Source organism: Flavobacterium soyae (genome assembly GCF_021245985.1).
GTDB lineage: Bacteria > Bacteroidota > Bacteroidia > Flavobacteriales > Flavobacteriaceae > Flavobacterium > Flavobacterium soyae.
Map to the genome: position 1 here is coordinate 8,383 of NZ_JAJQXA010000009.1, position 18,475 is coordinate 26,857.

The 18,475-nt window shown below is 34.2% G+C and carries 11 protein-coding genes; all 11 read left to right on the forward strand.

Annotated elements, in window-relative coordinates; genetic code table 11:
• The first annotated feature begins 1,163 nt into the window (after positions 1-1,163).
• A complete protein-coding gene (locus LUU93_RS12610) occupies positions 1,164-1,589 on the forward strand; it encodes a CBS domain-containing protein (RefSeq protein ID WP_232681478.1) in 426 nt (141 codons plus the stop codon).
• A 156-nt stretch (positions 1,590-1,745) separates the two neighbouring features.
• A complete protein-coding gene (locus LUU93_RS12615) occupies positions 1,746-4,037 on the forward strand; it encodes an NADP-dependent malic enzyme (protein WP_232681479.1) in 2,292 nt (763 codons plus the stop codon).
• Positions 4,038-4,117: 80 nt separating this feature from the next.
• Positions 4,118-4,699: a Holliday junction branch migration protein RuvA gene (gene ruvA, locus LUU93_RS12620; RefSeq protein ID WP_232681481.1), complete on the forward strand. Its 582-nt coding sequence runs from the start codon at positions 4,118-4,120 to the stop codon at positions 4,697-4,699.
• Between the two features lie 24 nt (positions 4,700-4,723).
• Entirely contained in the window at positions 4,724-11,938 is a 7,215-nt protein-coding gene (sov, locus tag LUU93_RS12625; protein WP_232681482.1) for a T9SS outer membrane translocon Sov/SprA, read from the forward strand.
• Between the two features lie 85 nt (positions 11,939-12,023).
• Positions 12,024-12,404 carry a glycine cleavage system protein GcvH gene (gcvH, locus tag LUU93_RS12630; RefSeq protein ID WP_232681483.1) on the forward strand — a complete coding sequence of 127 codons (381 nt, stop codon included), beginning with the start codon at positions 12,024-12,026 and terminating at the stop codon, positions 12,402-12,404.
• On the forward strand, positions 12,397-12,780 hold the full coding sequence (locus LUU93_RS12635) for a VanZ family protein (RefSeq protein ID WP_232681484.1): 384 nt from the start codon (positions 12,397-12,399) through the stop codon (positions 12,778-12,780). Before gcvH ends, LUU93_RS12635 begins: the two co-directional genes overlap by 8 nt.
• Positions 12,781-12,895: 115 nt before the next feature.
• Positions 12,896-13,639, forward strand: coding sequence for a deoxyribose-phosphate aldolase (gene deoC, locus LUU93_RS12640; protein WP_232681485.1), 744 nt, complete (start codon positions 12,896-12,898; stop codon positions 13,637-13,639).
• Between the two features lie 20 nt (positions 13,640-13,659).
• Positions 13,660-15,786 (forward strand): gliding motility outer membrane protein RemB, encoded by a 2,127-nt coding sequence (locus tag LUU93_RS12645; protein ID WP_232681486.1) that lies wholly within the window; start codon positions 13,660-13,662, stop codon positions 15,784-15,786.
• A gap of 158 nt (positions 15,787-15,944) precedes the next feature.
• The gene (gene cyoE, locus LUU93_RS12650; protein ID WP_232681487.1) at positions 15,945-16,847 is read left to right on the forward strand and encodes a heme o synthase; all 903 of its coding nucleotides are present in this window, start codon (positions 15,945-15,947) and stop codon (positions 16,845-16,847) included.
• Positions 16,848-16,849: 2 nt separating this feature from the next.
• Positions 16,850-17,437, forward strand: coding sequence for a cytochrome c oxidase subunit 3 (locus tag LUU93_RS12655; RefSeq protein ID WP_232681489.1), 588 nt, complete (start codon positions 16,850-16,852; stop codon positions 17,435-17,437).
• A 42-nt stretch (positions 17,438-17,479) separates the two neighbouring features.
• On the forward strand, positions 17,480-18,466 hold the full coding sequence (locus LUU93_RS12660; RefSeq protein ID WP_232681490.1) for a cytochrome c oxidase subunit 3: 987 nt from the start codon (positions 17,480-17,482) through the stop codon (positions 18,464-18,466).
• Positions 18,467-18,475: the final 9 nt, after the last annotated feature.

An 18,475-nucleotide genomic window follows, 5' to 3' on the forward strand; every position in this document is an offset into this window, starting at 1 on the left:
CCTAACGGAGTTTTTATAGGAACTAAATATTGGTAAAAAATATTTCGTAGAAATTATATATCGGTAGCCATTCCAAAATGTCGACATGCATTTTGTCTCGTAGAGACTATACATTTCATATTGTTTTTATATAATCCCTACGGGATATTTTTGGGTTGGGATTTCTTTATTTTCTACCGATATTTAACTCCTAACGGAGTTTTTATAGGAACTAAATATTGGTAAAAAATATTTCGTAGAAATTATATATCGGTAGCCATTCCAAAATGTCGACATGCATTTTGTCTCGTAGAGACTATACATTTCATATTGTTTTTTATATAATCCCTACGGGATATTTTTGGGTTGGGATTTCTTTTTTTCTACCGATATGTAACTCCTAACGGAGTTTTTATAGGAATTAAATATTGATAAAAATATTTCGTAGAAATTATATATCGGTAGCTCTTGCAAAATATCGCCATGCATTTTGTCCCGTAGGGACTATACATTTCATATTGTTTTTTATATAATCCCTACGGGATATTTTTGGGTTGGGGTTTCTTTTTTTTTTCTACCGATATGTAAGTCCTAGCGGAGTATTTTTGTAAGAATTAAACATTGAAAAATATTTCGTAGAAATTATATATCGGTAGCTCTTGCAAAATATCGCCATGCATTTTGTCCCATAGGGACTATACATTTAATATTGTTTCATATCTCCCTACGGGAAATTATTGGACGAATGATTTCATTTTTTCTACCAACCAATTACTCCTAACGAACTATTCCATACAAATTATAACATTTGATTTTACCGATATTTAACTCGTAATGAAATTTCTTTTAATATTTAATTTCTACGAAACACTCCGTTAGGAGTGACTGGTTGGTAACAAAAAAAATATTAACATGCATTTTGTCCCGTAGGGACATATGATCGTCGATAAAAACATGAATATATAATGAAATTCATGTTTTACACGAACATTTCAAAACGTTAAAAAATCTAATTTTCTACAAAAAACCTTTGTAAATCTTTTCTTTCGTTAGTGTATAATTTCTAAAACTTTAAATTTGATGTATTTTGTTTAAAATGAATGAGTTGTGTTTTTAAAAAATCGATTTCGTTGCAAATCGTATTTGTTTTTATTTTAACTTTATAAATCTAAAATTTTTCAGATATGACTGTACATCAAATACTTAATGCAAAAGGAAGGAATGTTTATTCCGTACGTTCAACAACAACCGTTTTTGAAGCCTTAAAAGTAATGGGCGATAAAAATATAGGCGCCATTCTTGTTATTGACGGAAACGACTTAAAAGGGATTTTGTCTGAGAGGGATTATGCTCGAAAAATTGTTTTAAAAGATAAATCTTCAAAAGAAACTTTCGTACATGAAATTATGGAAAGCACTGTTTTCTCAGTACAGCTTTCAAATAATATTGAAGACTGCATGGAACTTATGAGTTCAAAAAGAATCAGACATCTTCCTGTTTTAGAAGATGGAATAGTAGTGGGGATTATTTCAATCAGCGATGTTGTTAAGGCGATTATCGAAATTCAAAAAGACACTATTAATCACTTAAACTCTTATATCTCACAGTAAATACACTTATTAAAATACTTTTTTAGATAGTCCGGAACAAGCCGGACTATTTTTTTTGACTTTTCAATTTTGATATTTTAACAAAAGAAAGAACCAAAACGCCCCATTTTAAAACTAAGACTTATATCTTTGTAAGCTAGAATAAAAGCTAAAATAATGAACAAAGAGAGTAAAAAAAGAGAGGCGTTAGTGTACCACGCAGAGCCAACTCCAGGAAAAATTCAGGTAGTTCCAACAAAAAAATATGCAACCCAAAGAGATTTATCGCTGGCTTATTCGCCAGGTGTTGCAGAGCCTTGTTTAGCAATTGCAGAAAACATTGATGATGTTTACAAATACACAGCTAAAGGAAATTTAGTTGCCGTAATCTCAAACGGTACAGCTGTTTTGGGTCTGGGAGATATAGGCCCTGAGGCAGGAAAACCTGTAATGGAAGGAAAAGGTTTGTTGTTTAAAATATTCTCTGACATTGACGTTTTTGATATCGAAGTTGATACAAAAAACGTAGAAGAATTTATTCAGACTGTAAAAAATATTGCTCCAACTTTTGGAGGTATTAATCTTGAAGATATCAAAGCACCGGAATCTTTTGAAATCGAAAGAAGATTAATAGAAGAATTAGATATTCCGGTAATGCACGATGACCAGCACGGAACCGCAATTATTTCTTCTGCAGCATTAATCAATGCGCTTGAATTAGCAGGTAAAAAAGCCGAAGATGTAAAAGTAGTAGTTTCCGGAGCAGGATCTGCGGCGATTGCCTGTACAGATTTATATGTTTTATTGGGCGTAAAAGTTGAGAACATTTTAATGTTTAATAGTAAGGGACTTTTAACAAAAGACAATCCTTCATTATCAGAATTACAATTAAAATATGCAATTGACGGCCCAAAAATTGAATTAGCAGAAGCTGTAAATGGAGCTGATGTTTTCATCGGATTATCATCTGGAGATATTCTTTCGCCAGAAATGTTATTGACCATGAAAGACAACCCGATTGTTTTTGCAATGGCAAATCCAAATCCGGAAATCGATTATAATTTAGCTGTAGAAACTCGTAAAGACGTTATTATGGCTACAGGCCGTTCTGATTTTCCTAATCAGGTAAATAACGTTTTAGGATTCCCTTATATTTTTAGAGGAGCGTTAGACGTACGTGCTACAAAAATTAACGAAGCTATGAAAATGGCGGCTGTAAAAGCATTGGCTATTTTAGCAAAAGAACCGGTTCCAGAACAGGTTAACGTAGCTTACGGAGCAACAAAATTAGGTTTCGGGCAGGAATATATTATCCCTAAACCATTTGATCCTAGATTAATTACTATTGTAGCACCTGCAGTTGCAAAAGCGGCAATGGAATCTGGAGTAGCAAAAAATCCTATTACAGACTGGGCTGCTTATGAGGATAAGCTTCGCGAACGTATGGGTAATGATAATAAAATGGTACGTTTAATTACAAACCGTGCTAAATTAGAACCTAAACGAATTGTTTTTGCTGAGGCAGATCAATTAAATGTATTAAAAGCAGCGCAGATTGTACACGAAGACGGAATTGGTATTCCGGTTTTATTAGGAAGCAGAGAAACTATTTTAGAATTAAAAGAGGAACTAGGTTTTGATGCTGAATTAGAAATCATTGATCCTAAAACAAACGAGGAAGAAGCAAGACGTAACAGATTTGCAGCTTCATACTGGGAAACAAGAGAACGAAGAGGAGTTTCATTGCTTGATGCTCAAAAATTCATGCGCGAAAGAAACTATTTTGCAGCCATGATGGTAAACGAAGGCGAGGCAGATGCTCTTGTTACAGGTTACTCAAGAAGTTATCCAAGTGTAGTAAAACCAATGCTTCAATTAATTGAAAAAGCACACGGAGCTTCGCTTGTCGCAACAGCAAATATGATGCTTACATCTCGCGGCCCAATGTTTTTATCAGATACTGCTATAAACATTAATCCATCTTCTGAAGATTTAGTGAACATAGCCTTGATGACTGCTAAAACAGCAAAAATGTTCGGAATTGAGCCTGTTATTGCAATGGTTTCATATTCAAACTTTGGTTCATCAACACATCAAAATGCTTCAAAAGTAAGAGATGCTGTAGCGTATTTGCATAAAAATCACCCGGAGATGGTCGTAGATGGTGAAATTCAGGCAGACTTTGCTTTAAATTCAGAAATGCTGCAGGAAAAATTCCCTTTCTCTAAATTAGCAGGAAAGAAAGTAAATACACTGGTATTCCCTAACTTAGAGTCGGCAAACATCACTTATAAGTTGATGAAGGAATTGAATAAATCAGCTTCTATTGGACCAATTATGATGGGAATGAATAAACCGGTTCACATTTTTCAATTAGGAGCAAGCGTTGAAGAAATGGTAAACATGGCAGCAATTGCTGTTATCGACGCTCAGGAAAAACAAAATAAAAAAAATAAATTAGCTCAATAGCAGCCATTATATAAGGATCAAATAAAATTGTCTTATTTTTATTGCATTTTTATTATATTTGATACTTATTAATAATACTTATGATAGCACATTTGCAGGGGAAATTAGTTGAAAAAAATCCCACGGAAGTTGTAATTGATTGCGGTGGAGTAGGATACCTCGTAAATATTTCTTTACATACTTTTTCATTAATCCCTAATGCTGATTTTATAAAATTGTATACGCATCTTCAAATAAAAGAAGATGCGCATACTTTATTCGGATTTGTAGAAAAATCTGAACGTGAAATATTTAGAATGCTTTTGTCTGTTTCTGGAATTGGGGCAAACATTGCACGAACAATGCTTTCTTCGATAGAACCAAGACAAATTATTAATGCAATTGCCTCGGGAGATGTTGGCTTAATTCAATCTATAAAAGGAATTGGAAACAAAACTGCGCAGCGAGTAATACTTGATTTGAAGGAAAAAGTGTTAAAATTGTACGATTTGGACGAAGTTTCAGTAGTCCAAAACAATACAAATCGAGATGAAGCGTTATCTGCTTTGGAAGTTTTAGGATTCGTTCGAAAAACTTCTGAAAAAGTAGTAGAAAAGATCGTTAAAGAAGATCCTCAAGCTACAGTAGAAACGATCATTAAAAAGGCTTTAAAAAGCTTATAAAATCAATTTTTTATAACCAATTGTATGCGTAAAATTTGTATTTTTTTACTGGTTTTATTTTGTGGTAACGTTATGCGATCACAAGTAAATCCGGCGGTTCAAGATACAACAAAAACTCAATTTTCTGTAGGGAAACTTGAGTTAGAAAATCCTCCAAGCATACTTTCGGCATATAAATATGATCCTATTACAGATCGATATATTTACACCAATTCGGTTGATGGTTTTTCAATCGATTATCCTATTGTTTTAACTCCCAAAGAATATGAAGATTTAGTTCTAAAAGAATCACGAAGAGATTATTTTAGAAAAAAAGCAGATGCAATCGACGGCAAAAAAAACGGAGCCGAAGCGGCTAAAAAAGATTTACTGCCAAGATACTATATCAATTCAAGTCTTTTTGAAAGCGTTTTTGGAAGTAACACCATTGATGTAAAACCTACAGGTTCTGTCGAAATGGATTTAGGTGTTCGTTACACTAAACAAGACAACCCTTCATTCTCACCTCGAAACAGATCAAGTCTTACATTCGACTTTGACCAGCGTATTAGTATGAGTTTAATGGGGAAAGTAGGGACAAGATTAGAAGTAAATGCTAATTACGATACCCAATCGACATTTGCATTTCAAAACTTATTTAAATTAGCTTATACTCCTTCCGAAGATGATATTATTCAAAAAGTAGAAGTTGGTAACGTCAGCATGCCGCTTAATAGCACTTTAATTCGCGGGGCACAAAGTTTATTTGGGGTAAAAGCACAATTGCAATTTGGAAAAACTACCATTACAGGAGTTTTCTCTGAACAAAAATCACAGACAAAAAGTGTAGTTGCAGAAAACGGAGGTACAGTTCAAAACTTCGATTTATATGCTTTAGATTATGATAATGATCGTCACTTTTTCTTATCTCAGTATTTTAGAAATAAGTACGATGCATCATTAAAAAAATACCCGTTTATTGACAGCCGTGTTCAAATTACAAGATTAGAAGTCTGGGTAACCAACAAACAAAATCGTGTAAGCACAAACAATAATAACCTTAGAAATATCATTGCGCTTCAGGATTTAGGTGAAGCTCAAATAACAGGAGTTCCGGATAACGAAGTTGTAGTTATTAGTTCAACAGCAGGATTTTTCAACAATCCGATAGATTCGCCAACTAATAACAATAACAATAAGTACGATCCGGCAACAATAGGTCAGGCAAGTTCTTTCTTAAATTCTAAAATTAGAGAAATTGTAACAGCAAAATCTGGATTCAACAACACAAATGTCAGCGAAGCAACTGATTATTCTGTTTTAGAAAATGCCAGAAAATTAACTACTGCAGAATATACATTTAATCCACAGTTAGGATACCTTTCTTTGCAGCAGCGTTTGGCAAATGATGAAATTTTGGCCGTTGCCTTCGAATATACAATTGGAGGCAAAGTGTATCAGGTTGGGGAATTTGGCAGTGATGGTGTTGATGGAACAGTTGTAACAGGAAATAACAATGCAAATCAGGCAATTATTACGCAGAGTTTAGTTTTGAAAATGCTGAAAAGTAATTTGACAAACGTTCAAAATCCGGTTTGGAACCTGATGATGAAAAACGTTTATCAAATTCCGCAGGCCTATCAAATTAAACAAGACGATTTCAGGTTAAATATTCTTTACACAGATCCTTCGCCAATAAATTATATCACGCCGGTTCAAGGGTCAAGTTTTCCGCCAAACCCAACATCGGATATGAAGGTAGATCAAACCCCATTATTGAATGTTTTCAACCTGGACCGTTTAAATTATAATAATGATCCACAGGCTGGCGGAGATGGTTTCTTCGATTATATTCCGGGCATTACGGTTGACGTTCAAAATGGGCGAATAATATTTACAACAAAAGAGCCTTTTGGGGAACTTATATTCAATAAATTACAAACAGGCGGAGGAGAGAGTTATAACGATCCGGCAACCTATAATGCAAACCAGCAGAAGTACGTATTTAGAAATATGTACCGAAATACACAAGCGGGTGCATTGCAGGACAGTGATAAAAACAAATTCTTATTAAGAGGAAAATACAAATCATCCGGAAGTAACGGAATCCCTATTGGGGCATTCAATGTGCCGCAGGGTTCTGTTGTAGTTACAGCAGCCGGAAGAGTTTTAGTCGAAGGAATAGATTACAGCGTCGATTATCAATTAGGAAGAGTACAAATTCTTGATCCTTCACTGCAGGCATCAAATACTCCAATTGAAGTTTCGTTAGAAAATAATTCAATCTTCGGACAGCAGACTCGAAGATTTATGGGATTGAATGTTGAGCATAAAATTTCGGATAAATTTGTAGTAGGTGGAACTTTCTTAAAAATGACAGAAAGACCATTTACTCAAAAATCAAGTTATGGGCAGGAATCTGTAAACAATACTATTTTTGGATTTAATGGAAACTATTCTACAGAAGTTCCATTTTTAACCAGATTAGCAAACAAGCTTCCAAATGTTGATACAGATGTTCCTTCGAATTTATCTATTCGAGGTGAAGTTGCATTTTTAAAACCGGATGCGCCAAAAGCCAGTGATTTTGAAGGTGAAGCAACAATATACATTGATGATTTTGAAGGTTCGCAGTCAACCATTGATATGCGTTCTGCATATGCGTGGAGTTTAGCTTCGACACCATATATAAATTCTATTACAGATAATACTTTTAATGCAAATTCAAACACTCTGGATTACGGTTTTAAAAGAGCAAAATTATCATGGTATACAATTGACCCGGTATTTTATACCTCAAAACCATCAGGAATCTCAAATGACGATTTATCATTAAATACAACAAGAAGGATTTACAGCAGAGAGTTGTATCCAAATACAGATATTGCTCAGGGACAGATTCAGGTTGTCAATACATTGGATTTAACTTATTATCCATCTGAAAGAGGTCCATATAATAATAATCCTGATTTTGCGACAACCAGTCCGACAACAAATTTTGGTGGAATTATGCGTGCTTTAAATTCAACCAATTTTGAACAGGGAAATGTCGAGTATATCCAGTTTTGGGTTTTGGATCCTTATGTAGGAAACTCAGAAGCTCCGGTAAATAATACAGGTAAAATTTACTTCAACTTAGGGGAAATCTCTGAGGATGTTTTAAAAGACGGAAGAAAACAATACGAAAATGGATTAGGGCCGGACCAGATTAAGGTTAATCCGAGGCCGCTTTGGGGAGATGTTCCGGCTTCGCAATCTTTAATTTATGCTTTTGATACCAATCCTGACAATAGAAAAAATCAGGACATTGGTTTAGATGGTTTACCAAGTTCTCAAGAAGGACAAATTTATACAAGTTACGCTGGTGAGGCAGATCCGGCTGCAGATGATTATACTTACTATTTAAATACAGATGGAGGCGTTTTAGAACGCTATAAAAATTATAACGGTACAGAAGGTAACTCTGCAGTAAGCATTGACGATCCAAATCGCGGCTCTACAACGCTGCCGGATGTTGAAGATATTAACCGTGACAATACGATGAGTACTATAAATGCATATTATGAATATAGCATCGATATTAAGCCGGGAATGCAGGTTGGTCAAAATTACATTACAGATATTCGTGAGCCAGGTGATTTAGGGCCTATAGAATTGCCAAATGGCGGAACCACAACTGCCAGATGGATTCAGTTTAAAATCCCTGTTTCGCAGCCTCAAAACACAATTGGAAATATTACAGACTTTAGATCTATTCGTTTTATGCGTATGTTCATGACTGGATTTAGCGGTCAGACAACTGTTCGTTTTGGAGCTTTAGATTTAGTAAGAGGAGAATGGAGAAGATATACAGGAACACTAGATGTTAATCACCCAAAACCAGACGATTCTACTGTAGAATTTGATGTTGCGGCAGTAAATATTCAGGAAAACAGTAATAAATGTCCGGTTAACTATGTAATTCCGCCGGGAGTTCAAAGAGAGCAGCTGTACAATAACAATACAGTTATCAATCAAAATGAGCAGGCATTAGCAGTAAGAGTTGCAGGTTCAGGTTTACAGTATCAGGATTCAAGAGCAGTTTTCAAAAATGTAAGTGTAGATATGCGTCAGTATAAAAAACTAAAAATGTTTTTACACGCCGAATCTCTGCCAAATGAAAATACACTTCAAAATGATGAAATGGTAGGTTTTATCCGTTTTGGAAATGACTTTACACAAAACTTTTATCAGGTCGAAATTCCATTAAAAGTAACTCCTACAGGAGGGTCTTGTGCAATAAGCGCGGATCAGGTTTGGATGGAAGAAAATGATATTGATTTAGCTCTTGAGCTGTTGACCAAAATGAAAATCAAGGGGATGAGCATTGATATCAATTCTACGAAAAGAGATGAGAATGGTATTTATTACCCGGATAATGACCCGGATGTTGAAGGCGGAGATGGTGATGACAAATTAGTTTTAGGTATAAAAGGAAATCCTAATTTTGGTTTAGTTCGAAACTTAATGGTCGGAGTAAAGAGCAGGGCCGATCATAAAGATATTAAAGGAGAGGTTTGGTTTAATGAACTTCGTATGTCTGATTTAGAAAACAAAGGCGGTATGGCAGCGATATTAAATGTCGATACCAATATGGCCGATCTTGCTACTCTTTCTGCAACGGGTAGAAAAAGTACAATTGGTTTCGGGTCTTTAGAACAGGGGGCAAATGAACGCAGCCGTGAAGATATTCAGCAGTATAACATCGTAACTAATTTAAACTTAGGAAAATTACTGCCTAAAAAATGGGGCATTAACCTGCCATTTAATTACGCAATTGGCGAAGAAGTAATTACACCGGAATACGATCCGTTTAATCAGGATATTAAGCTGGATCAGTTAATTAGAGAAACTACAGATGAGGCGGAAAAAGAGAATATCAGAACCCGTGCCGTAGATTATACAAAACGAAAAAGCATCAACTTTATCGGGGTTAGAAAAGATAGGGCAGCCGAGCAAAAACCTCATGTTTATGATGTCGAAAACTTTACATTTTCACAATCCTACAATCAGGTAGAACGCCATGATTATGAAGTAGAAAATTATGAAGACGAACAATCAAATACGGCGGTAAACTATGCCTATACATTCCAGCCAAAAGAAGTTGTTCCGTTTAAGAGCACTAAGTTCATGAAGAAAAGTGATTACTGGAAATTATTAAGTGATTTCAATTTTAATTATCTTCCTTCAAATATATCTTTCAATTCTAATATTTTAAGACAAAGCAACCGTCAGCAGTTTAGGGAAGTTGAAGTGGAGGGCATTGGGCTTGATCCGCTTTACAGACGAAATTTTGCCTTTAATTATCAGTATGGTTTTGGTTTTAATTTAACCAAATCTTTAAAGCTGAATTATAGTGCAACATCAAATAATATCGTTCGAAATTTCTTAAATGATGACAACACACCAAAAGAAGATTTCAATATATGGGATGATTACTGGGATATTGGAACTCCAAACCAGCATGCACAGCAATTGGTGTTAAACTATGAAATTCCAATTAACAAAATTCCAATTTTTGGTTTTGTAAAAGCAAGTTATTCTTATACAGCAGACTATAGCTGGCAGCGTTCTTCGACAGCATTTTCTCAGTATGTCGATGATAATGGTAATGAGTTTGATTTAGGAAATACAATTCAAAATGCGAACTCAAATACACTTACAACGACTTTAAATATGCCTACGCTGTATAAGTATTTAGGGTTAACTCCCGGTGCAAAAAAGCAAGCTAAACCTAAACCAACAGCTCCGCCAAAACCGGGTGAAAAAATTGTAAATACGGCTAAACCAGTCGTGAGTAATAGTCCATTTTATGATGGTTTAATTGGAGTATTGACAAGTATTAAAAATGTTCAGATTAATTATACCAAAAACAGCGGAACGGTTTTACCGGGTTATACGCCAAGTATTGGTTTCTTAGGAACGTCTAAGCCATCTTTAGGGTTTATTTTTGGAAGTCAGGATGATGTGCGTTACGAAGCTGCTAAAAATGGATGGCTTACAACTTATCAGGATTTTAATCAAAGCTATTCGCAGGTTACTAATAAATTGTTGAAGATTACGGTTAATATTGATTTACTGCCAGATTTAAAAGTTGATCTGTCAATGGACCGCTCTTATTCTGAAAATACTTCAGAACAATATAGTGTTGATCCGGCGACGCATGAATATATGCCATTGTCTCCTTACACATACGGAATGTTCTCTATTTCTACAGTATTGATAAAAACAGCTTTTTCGACCAGCAACGAAAACGAGTCGGCTGCATTTGATGATTTTAGAAATAATCGTTTAATAATTGCAAACCGTTTGGCAGAGCAGCATTATGGTTCAGGTGTTGTAATTCCAAGATATGGTGATGCAAACAATCCAATTCCGGCAGATACAGATCCAAATTATGCAATTTATACCGCCAATCAAGGATATCCAATAGGATATACTAAGAGTAATCAGGCCGTATTATTGCCGTCATTTTTGGCTGCCTATACAGGAAGCGATGCTTCTAGTTCATCGACAGATATATTTAGAAGTTTCCCAATTCCAAACTGGAGTATTAAATATAATGGATTAATGCGTTATAAATATTTCAAAGACAAATTTAAGCGTTTTTCATTACAGCATAATTATAGGGCATCTTATACGATCAATCAGTTCAGATCAAATTTTGATTATAATGATTCGCCGAAAGTGCAGGATGTTAATACCAATTTCTTCAATGAAATTATTATGTCGAATATCAATTTGGTAGAACAGTTCAGCCCATTAATTAGAATGGATTTTGAGTTGAAAAGCTCGCTGAGAGTTCTTTCTGAAATTAAAAAAGACAGAGCATTATCAATGAGTTTTGACAATAATTTATTGACAGAAGTTAAAGGTATTGAATATGTAGTTGGTTTAGGGTATCGATTTAAAGATGTTATATTTTCATCAAGACTTGCAGATAACCCAACAGGAATTATTAAAAGCGACATTAACATAAAAGCTGATTTTTCATATAGAAATAATCAAACTTTGGTTCGTTACTTAGATTATGATAATAATCAATTAGCAGCAGGACAAAATATATGGTCATTAAAATTAACAGCAGATTATTCATTCAGTAAAAACCTTACTGCAATATTCTATTATGATCATTCGTTTTCAAAGGCAGTAATTTCAACATCATTCCCGTTAACGAACATTCGATCAGGTTTTACGCTTCGTTATAATTTCGGAAATTAAATTTAGGTTTCTAATCGAGATTTTATTAGAAGATTATTACATTTGTTGCTGAATTATTAAAATATCAATTTTCAAACATACTATTATGAGCATACCAGCAAATTTAAAGTACACAAAAGATCACGAATGGGTTAGCATCGAAGGCGATGTTGCAACTGTAGGAATTACTCATTTTGCACAAAAAGAGTTAGGGGATATTGTGTATGTTGAAGTAGAAACTTTAGATCAGACACTTGATAAAGATGAGGTTTTTGGAACAGTTGAAGCTGTTAAAACAGTTTCTGATTTGTTTTTACCTTTAACTGGAGAAATTATTGCTTTTAATGAAGATTTAGAAAGCGCTCCGGAAACTGTAAATTCTGATCCTTACGGAGCTGGATGGATGATTAAAGTCAAAATTGCTGATGCATCAGAAATAGATACTTTATTATCTGACGAAACTTATAAACAACTTATCGGTGCCTAAACAATTATTGTTAATCTGGGCAATTATCTGCTCTGGAATCATTGCGTATTTTTGTTTAATAGATTCAAGTAATGTTCCGGCGGTAAATATACCGAGTATTGACAAGATTGTGCATTTTTGTTTTCACTTTGGATTTACCCTTTCCTGGATTTTGTTTTTCAAGAAAGAGCTCAAAGGAAAAGATGCTAATGACTATAAAGCTTATTTAATTTCGTTTATTTTTTCTGTTTTCTTTGGAATTACAATCGAAATTTTACAAAGTGTTTTAACAGTAACAAGAGCATCCGATGTATCAGATGTTTTGGCAAATGCATTAGGTGCAGTTGCAGGGGTATTTTCTGCGATAGCTTTTAAAAAACAGATCGATAAAATATAAGAATATAATTACCCACTTCGGTGGGTTTTTTATTGTCATAAAATCAAGCTTTATAAAAGAGCATTTTTTCTGAATTTAAATGTATTTTTGCCTCATTCGATCTAACTTCAATATTATGAATGTTAAGCAATACTTAGATTCTACTTATTTAAAAACTGCTTCTCAAGCCGGAATTTCGGAAGAGGATAATATTATTGTAGTCAAAAAAGCAATTGCAGAAGCAATTCAGGAAAAATTTAAACTCATAATGATTCGACCTGAATATGTGAGTCTGGCCAAAGAAATGATTTTAAAAGAAAATTCGAATTTACTTGTTGGTACAGTAATAGATTTTCCAAAGGGAAACTCAAGTTTAGAATCTAAAATTAAGGAAGCAAATGAAGCAATTGAAAATGGCGCCGATGATTTAGATTTTGTCTGTAATTATGAAGCTTTTAAAGATGGAAATGTTTCATTAATAAAAGAAGAAATTCTAATTGGAACCCAAATAGGTTTAGCCAGTAATAAAACAGTAAAATGGATTATTGAAGTTGCAGCTTTGACTGATAAAGAAATTATTCAGCTTTCGGCTTTAATAAAAAATGTTGTTATATCAAATTTCAAAGAAGAAGATTACGCTTCCGTTTATGTAAAATCATCTACAGGGTTTTATAAAACCGAAAATCATCTGCCGAACGGAGCAACAATCCCTGCTGTTATAATGATGCTGGAAAATGCATCGCCTTTGCCGGTAAAAGCTGCCGGTGGTGTTCGCTCTTATGAAGACGCAGCAGAAATGATTCGTTTAGGAGTTAAACGCATCGGGACTTCGGCAGCAAAAGCGATCGCAGACGGAAAAAATACCACAAATCAATATTAAATCATAAGCCCCCAATCTACGTGAATAAGTTTTTTTTATCTTTTGTTATTACTCTCCTTTCCTTACTTGGTTTTGCACAGCAGACTAATGTAAAATCTGGTTTTACTTCAGAGCAGTTTCCTGTTTTTCCAAACTGTGAAAATCTGGAGGCTAAAAAACTGGAAAATTGCTTTTATAAAGAAGTACAGGATTTTGTCTATAATAATTTTGAAGTTCCTGAAAGTTTAAAACAAAACAATTACAAAGGCGAAGTAAAAGTGTTGTTTGAAGTTGATGCAAACGGAGAGTTCATAGTAATTTATGTAAATGCAGCAAATGATTTATTATCTGAAGAAGCAAAACGAGTTTTTGGAAAATTTCCGAAAATAAAACCTTCGACTTATAACGGAAAACCAACTTACTCAAAATATACAATTTCAATTGATATTCCTTTAAAAAATGCAGACCAACTTGCGGCAGAAGCTTTAGCAGCATCCGAAATTGAAAAACCATTTGAAAAACCATTTGAAAAACCAATGACAGAATTAGACAGTATTGTATACAAAAAGTACAATATGCCAGAGTTTGGAAGTCATTTAAATATACCATTCTCTCATAGTTATTATGCACAGTTTGATGGCGCAATGAATCAGGTGGGAAGTAATAATCATACAGCATCAAAACCTTATACTTATGCTGAGGTTTCAAAATATTATAATTTAAAAGCAGTAAACGAGTCGCTACAGAAAAAAGTTTCGGGCTGGTGGGGAAGAAAACTCTGGAATGAAAACCTTGTGCAGATTCAAGGAGAAGATTACTGGCTGGCATTAAACCCAATTCTTGATTTACAAATGGGAAAAGCTTCAGATCTTGATGCTTCTTATTCGTATGTAAATACCCGTGCACTTAATTTTAGAGGAGGTTTAGGAAAGCAGATCAATTTTACAACAACCATTTTTGAAAGCCAGGGAAGGTTTGCAGGTTATTATAACGATTATGCAGAAACACTAAAACCTTCTGGAGGAAATCCGGCAATTATTCCGGGAATGGGAATTGCTAAGAGATTTAAAACTGATGCATACGATTTTCCTTTGGCAGAAGCCAATATTACTTTTGCACCAAGTAAAATATTTGATCTGCAATTGGGTTATGGAAGAAATTTTATTGGAGACGGATATCGTTCGCTGCTTGAAAGTGATGGAGCAAGCCCTTATCCATACTTTAAAATAAATACCAATTTTTGGAAAATCAAGTATACCAATACTTATATGTGGCTTAAAGATGTTCGTCCAGATGTAACAGTCGACAGAACCTATGCAACAAAATTTATGGCAAACCATTATTTAAGCTGGAATGTTTCGAACAAATTAAACTTTGGTTTTTTTGAATCTGTTGTTTGGACAGATACTAATAACAGAGGATTTGATATCAATTTTGTGAACCCAATTATTTTTTACCGTTCTGTTGAGTTTGCCTCATCATCCCGAAGCGGAAATGCGCTTTTAGGAATCACGTCTAAATACAAATGGAACAACAATGTTAATTTATATGCTCAGTTTTTATTAGACGAATTCTCGATTGGTGATATGAAAGAAGGAGATCAAAGCTGGAAAAATAAATTTGGATATCAATTAGGGGCTAAATACTATAATGCTTTTAAGGTTAAAGACCTGCTTTTGCAATTAGAATACAATCATGTACGTCCTTATGTGTATTCTCATAGTGATCCAATTACGAATTATGGTCATAACAATCAAAGTATTGGGCATCAATGGGGAGGAAATTTTGAAGAATTAATTGCGATTGGCCGTTACCATAAAGGACGTCTTTTTGCCGATGCTAAGTTTACTGTTGGTAAAAGAGGTTTAGATTTTGATACCGCAGAAAACAGTTATAATTATGGAGGAAATATCTATAAAGATTATGATCTAAACCGTCCTTATGATACAGGTGTAAAAGTAGGGCAGGGAAATAAAACCAGCATTTTTATTGCCGATATTCAAGGTGGATATTTAATAAACCCGATAACAAATTTAAAACTATTCGGAAGCTTTATTTATAGAAATTTTGATCCAACCCAGGAAACTGCAACAACATTTAAGCAAAGTACAACCTGGTTTACTATTGGTTTACGTTCTGATATCTTTAACTGGTATTTTGATTACTAGAATTTTTAATAAGATTTTTCGAAATAATAGTGTTAAAGATTGGAAAGTTCCTATTTTGTGCTGGTTTTATTGGAAAAAATCTAATTTTAAAGTCCTAAATTCTATAATCTAATTTGTACATTTGCAGCACTCAAAAAAAATATACAAAGACTACGGTATTGAACGCTGCTAAAAATACAATTTCAATAAAATCAATATTTCTGGATTTCAAAGAGATAACTAAGGCCGGCTTGGCTATTAGTGTTTTGTTTTCTTCAATTGCGGGATATTTATTAGGAGTTAATGACGAACATCCTTTTAAATGGAGTGTTCTAATTATTTTGTCAATAGGCGGCTATTGTATGGTTGGAGCTTCAAATGCTTTCAACCAGGTAATTGAAAAAGATATCGATTCTTTAATGGACCGAACAAAAAACCGTCCGGTTCCTTCCGGACGAATGTCTCCCATAACAGCATTAATTGTCGCAAGCCTGCTTACTATAATAGGTATAGCATTGTTGTATACCATAAATGCAAAGTCGGCAATGTTTGCTGCAATATCAATATTTTTATATACAAGTATATATACTCCTTTAAAAACTGTGACTTCATTGTCGGTTTTTGTTGGAGCTTTTCCGGGGGCAATTCCGTTTATGTTAGGCTGGGTTGCAGCAACGGGAGAATTTGGCATCGAAGCCGGAACATTATTTTTGATTCAGTTTTTCTGGCAGTTTCCTCATTTTTGGGCCATTGGATGGTTTTTGTATGATGATTATGCAAAAGCAGGTATTTTCATGCTTCCAACCGGAAACAAAGATAGAAAAACAGCTCTGCAGGTTATTTTATATACGATTTGGTTAATTATAGCTTCTTTGTTGCCGGTTTTAGGATATACAGGACAGTTATTTATTTCGCCAATAGCAGCAGTTTTAGTGTTTTTACTGGGTTTATGGATGTTGTTTTATGCGGTGCGTTTGTATCAATTGAGAACAGCAAAAGCAGCAAGAACATTAATGCTGGTAAGCGTATCGTATATTTCGTTACTGCAGATTGTATTTATAGTAGATAAATTTTTAAGATAGTTATGGAAATGACAATTAAAGCAAGTGAAGAACAGGTGCAAAAATCAAAATCGGCAAAACTGATTTTGTTATTTGCAATGGTAAGTATGACCATGATGTTTGCAGGATTAGCGAGTGCGTTTGTAGTAAGTAAATCGAGAGCAGACTGGTTGACTAATTTTCAAATACCAACTGCATTTTATTTTAGTACAGCAGTTATTATTGGCTGCAGTGTTACTTTTTATTTAGCAAAAAAAGCAATTGAAAAAGGGAATAGAAGTGCCACTTCTGCGTTTCTTTTAGGAACATTTGCTTTAGGGATTCTATTTGTAATTTTACAATTTAGAGGCTTCGGGCAAATTATAGAAAGCGGTTATTATATGACGGGACAAGGTAGTTCAATTACTACAACTTTCCTTTATGTTATTGCGCTTATGCACCTATTGCACTTAGCAGGCGGATTAATTTCGCTTTTAATTATAATTTATAATCATTTTAAACAAAAATACAATCCGACTCAAACTCTTGGTATAGAACTAGGTGCGATGTATTGGCACTTTTTGGATTTATTATGGGTATTATTATTTTTATTTTTATATTTCTTTAAATAAGAAAAAAACGTAAATTTGGGAACTTTTTAACGAATATCTTTTATGGAAGCGACAGTTACTACTGCAAATAACGACGAAAAAACTTGGGGAGGCGGTGAGCATAGCCAGCCATTAGGAGCAAGTTATGGTAAAATGATGATGTGGTTTTTTATCGTATCTGATGCCTTAACATTCTCTGGATTTTTAGGTGCTTACGGTTTTTCTAGATTTAAATTTATTGAAACATGGCCATTGGCTGACGAAGTGTTTACACACTTTCCTTTTATGCATGGTGTTTCGGCTCCTATGTATTATGTAGCCTTAATGACTTTTATCTTGATTTTCTCATCTGTAACAATGGTTTTAGCTGTTGATGCAGGTCACCAATTAAAGAAAACAAAAGTTGCTATTTACATGTTCTTAACTATTATTGGAGGTTTAATTTTCGTTGGTTCTCAAGCTTGGGAGTGGAAAAACTTCATTAAAGGAGAATATGGTGCAGTTGAAACTAAAGGCGGAAGTTTATTGCAGTTTGTTAAAGCAGATGGAACAAGAGTTGCTCTTGCAGATTTTGCAGTAAAATTGCCAGAACAAAGAGAAGCATTAACAAGAAGCCATGGAACTTGGTTTGTTCAGGATGCAGAGACACAGCCAACTTATACTGTTGCTGAAATTCAGGCAGGTTTTAAAGCACACCCTGATGTATTAATCAGAACTGAAACCCTTACTGCTGAAAAGAAAAAAACTGTTTTAACAAGAGCTGAATCTGAAGCTCGTTTAGTTGACGCAAAATATGTAGTAGAAGGAGCAAACTTAACCAGAAATGAATACGGTAGTAAACTATTCGCTGATTTCTTCTTCTTCATCACAGGATTCCACGGATTCCACGTATTTTCTGGAGTTATCATTAATATCATTATTTTCTTTAATGTATTATTGGGAACTTACGAGAAAAGAAGAAGTTACGAAATGGTAGAGAAAGTTGGTTTATACTGGCACTTTGTAGATTTAGTCTGGGTATTTGTATTTACAGTTTTCTACTTAGTTTAATTTTAGATT

Excerpts from the sequence above, each read along its gene's own strand:
- deoC (WP_232681485.1), top strand. The coding sequence starts at position 12,896 with ATGAATGTTAAGCAATACTTAGATTCTACTTATTTAAAAACTGCTTCT.
- LUU93_RS12660 (WP_232681490.1), top strand. The coding sequence starts at position 17,480 with ATGGAAGCGACAGTTACTACTGCAAATAACGACGAAAAAACTTGGGGA.
- LUU93_RS12610 (WP_232681478.1), top strand. The coding sequence starts at position 1,164 with ATGACTGTACATCAAATACTTAATGCAAAAGGAAGGAATGTTTATTCC.
- ruvA (WP_232681481.1), top strand. The coding sequence starts at position 4,118 with ATGATAGCACATTTGCAGGGGAAATTAGTTGAAAAAAATCCCACGGAA.
- gcvH (WP_232681483.1), top strand. The coding sequence starts at position 12,024 with ATGAGCATACCAGCAAATTTAAAGTACACAAAAGATCACGAATGGGTT.
- LUU93_RS12655 (WP_232681489.1), top strand. The coding sequence starts at position 16,850 with ATGGAAATGACAATTAAAGCAAGTGAAGAACAGGTGCAAAAATCAAAA.
- LUU93_RS12615 (WP_232681479.1), top strand. The coding sequence starts at position 1,746 with ATGAACAAAGAGAGTAAAAAAAGAGAGGCGTTAGTGTACCACGCAGAG.
- sov (WP_232681482.1), top strand. The coding sequence starts at position 4,724 with ATGCGTAAAATTTGTATTTTTTTACTGGTTTTATTTTGTGGTAACGTT.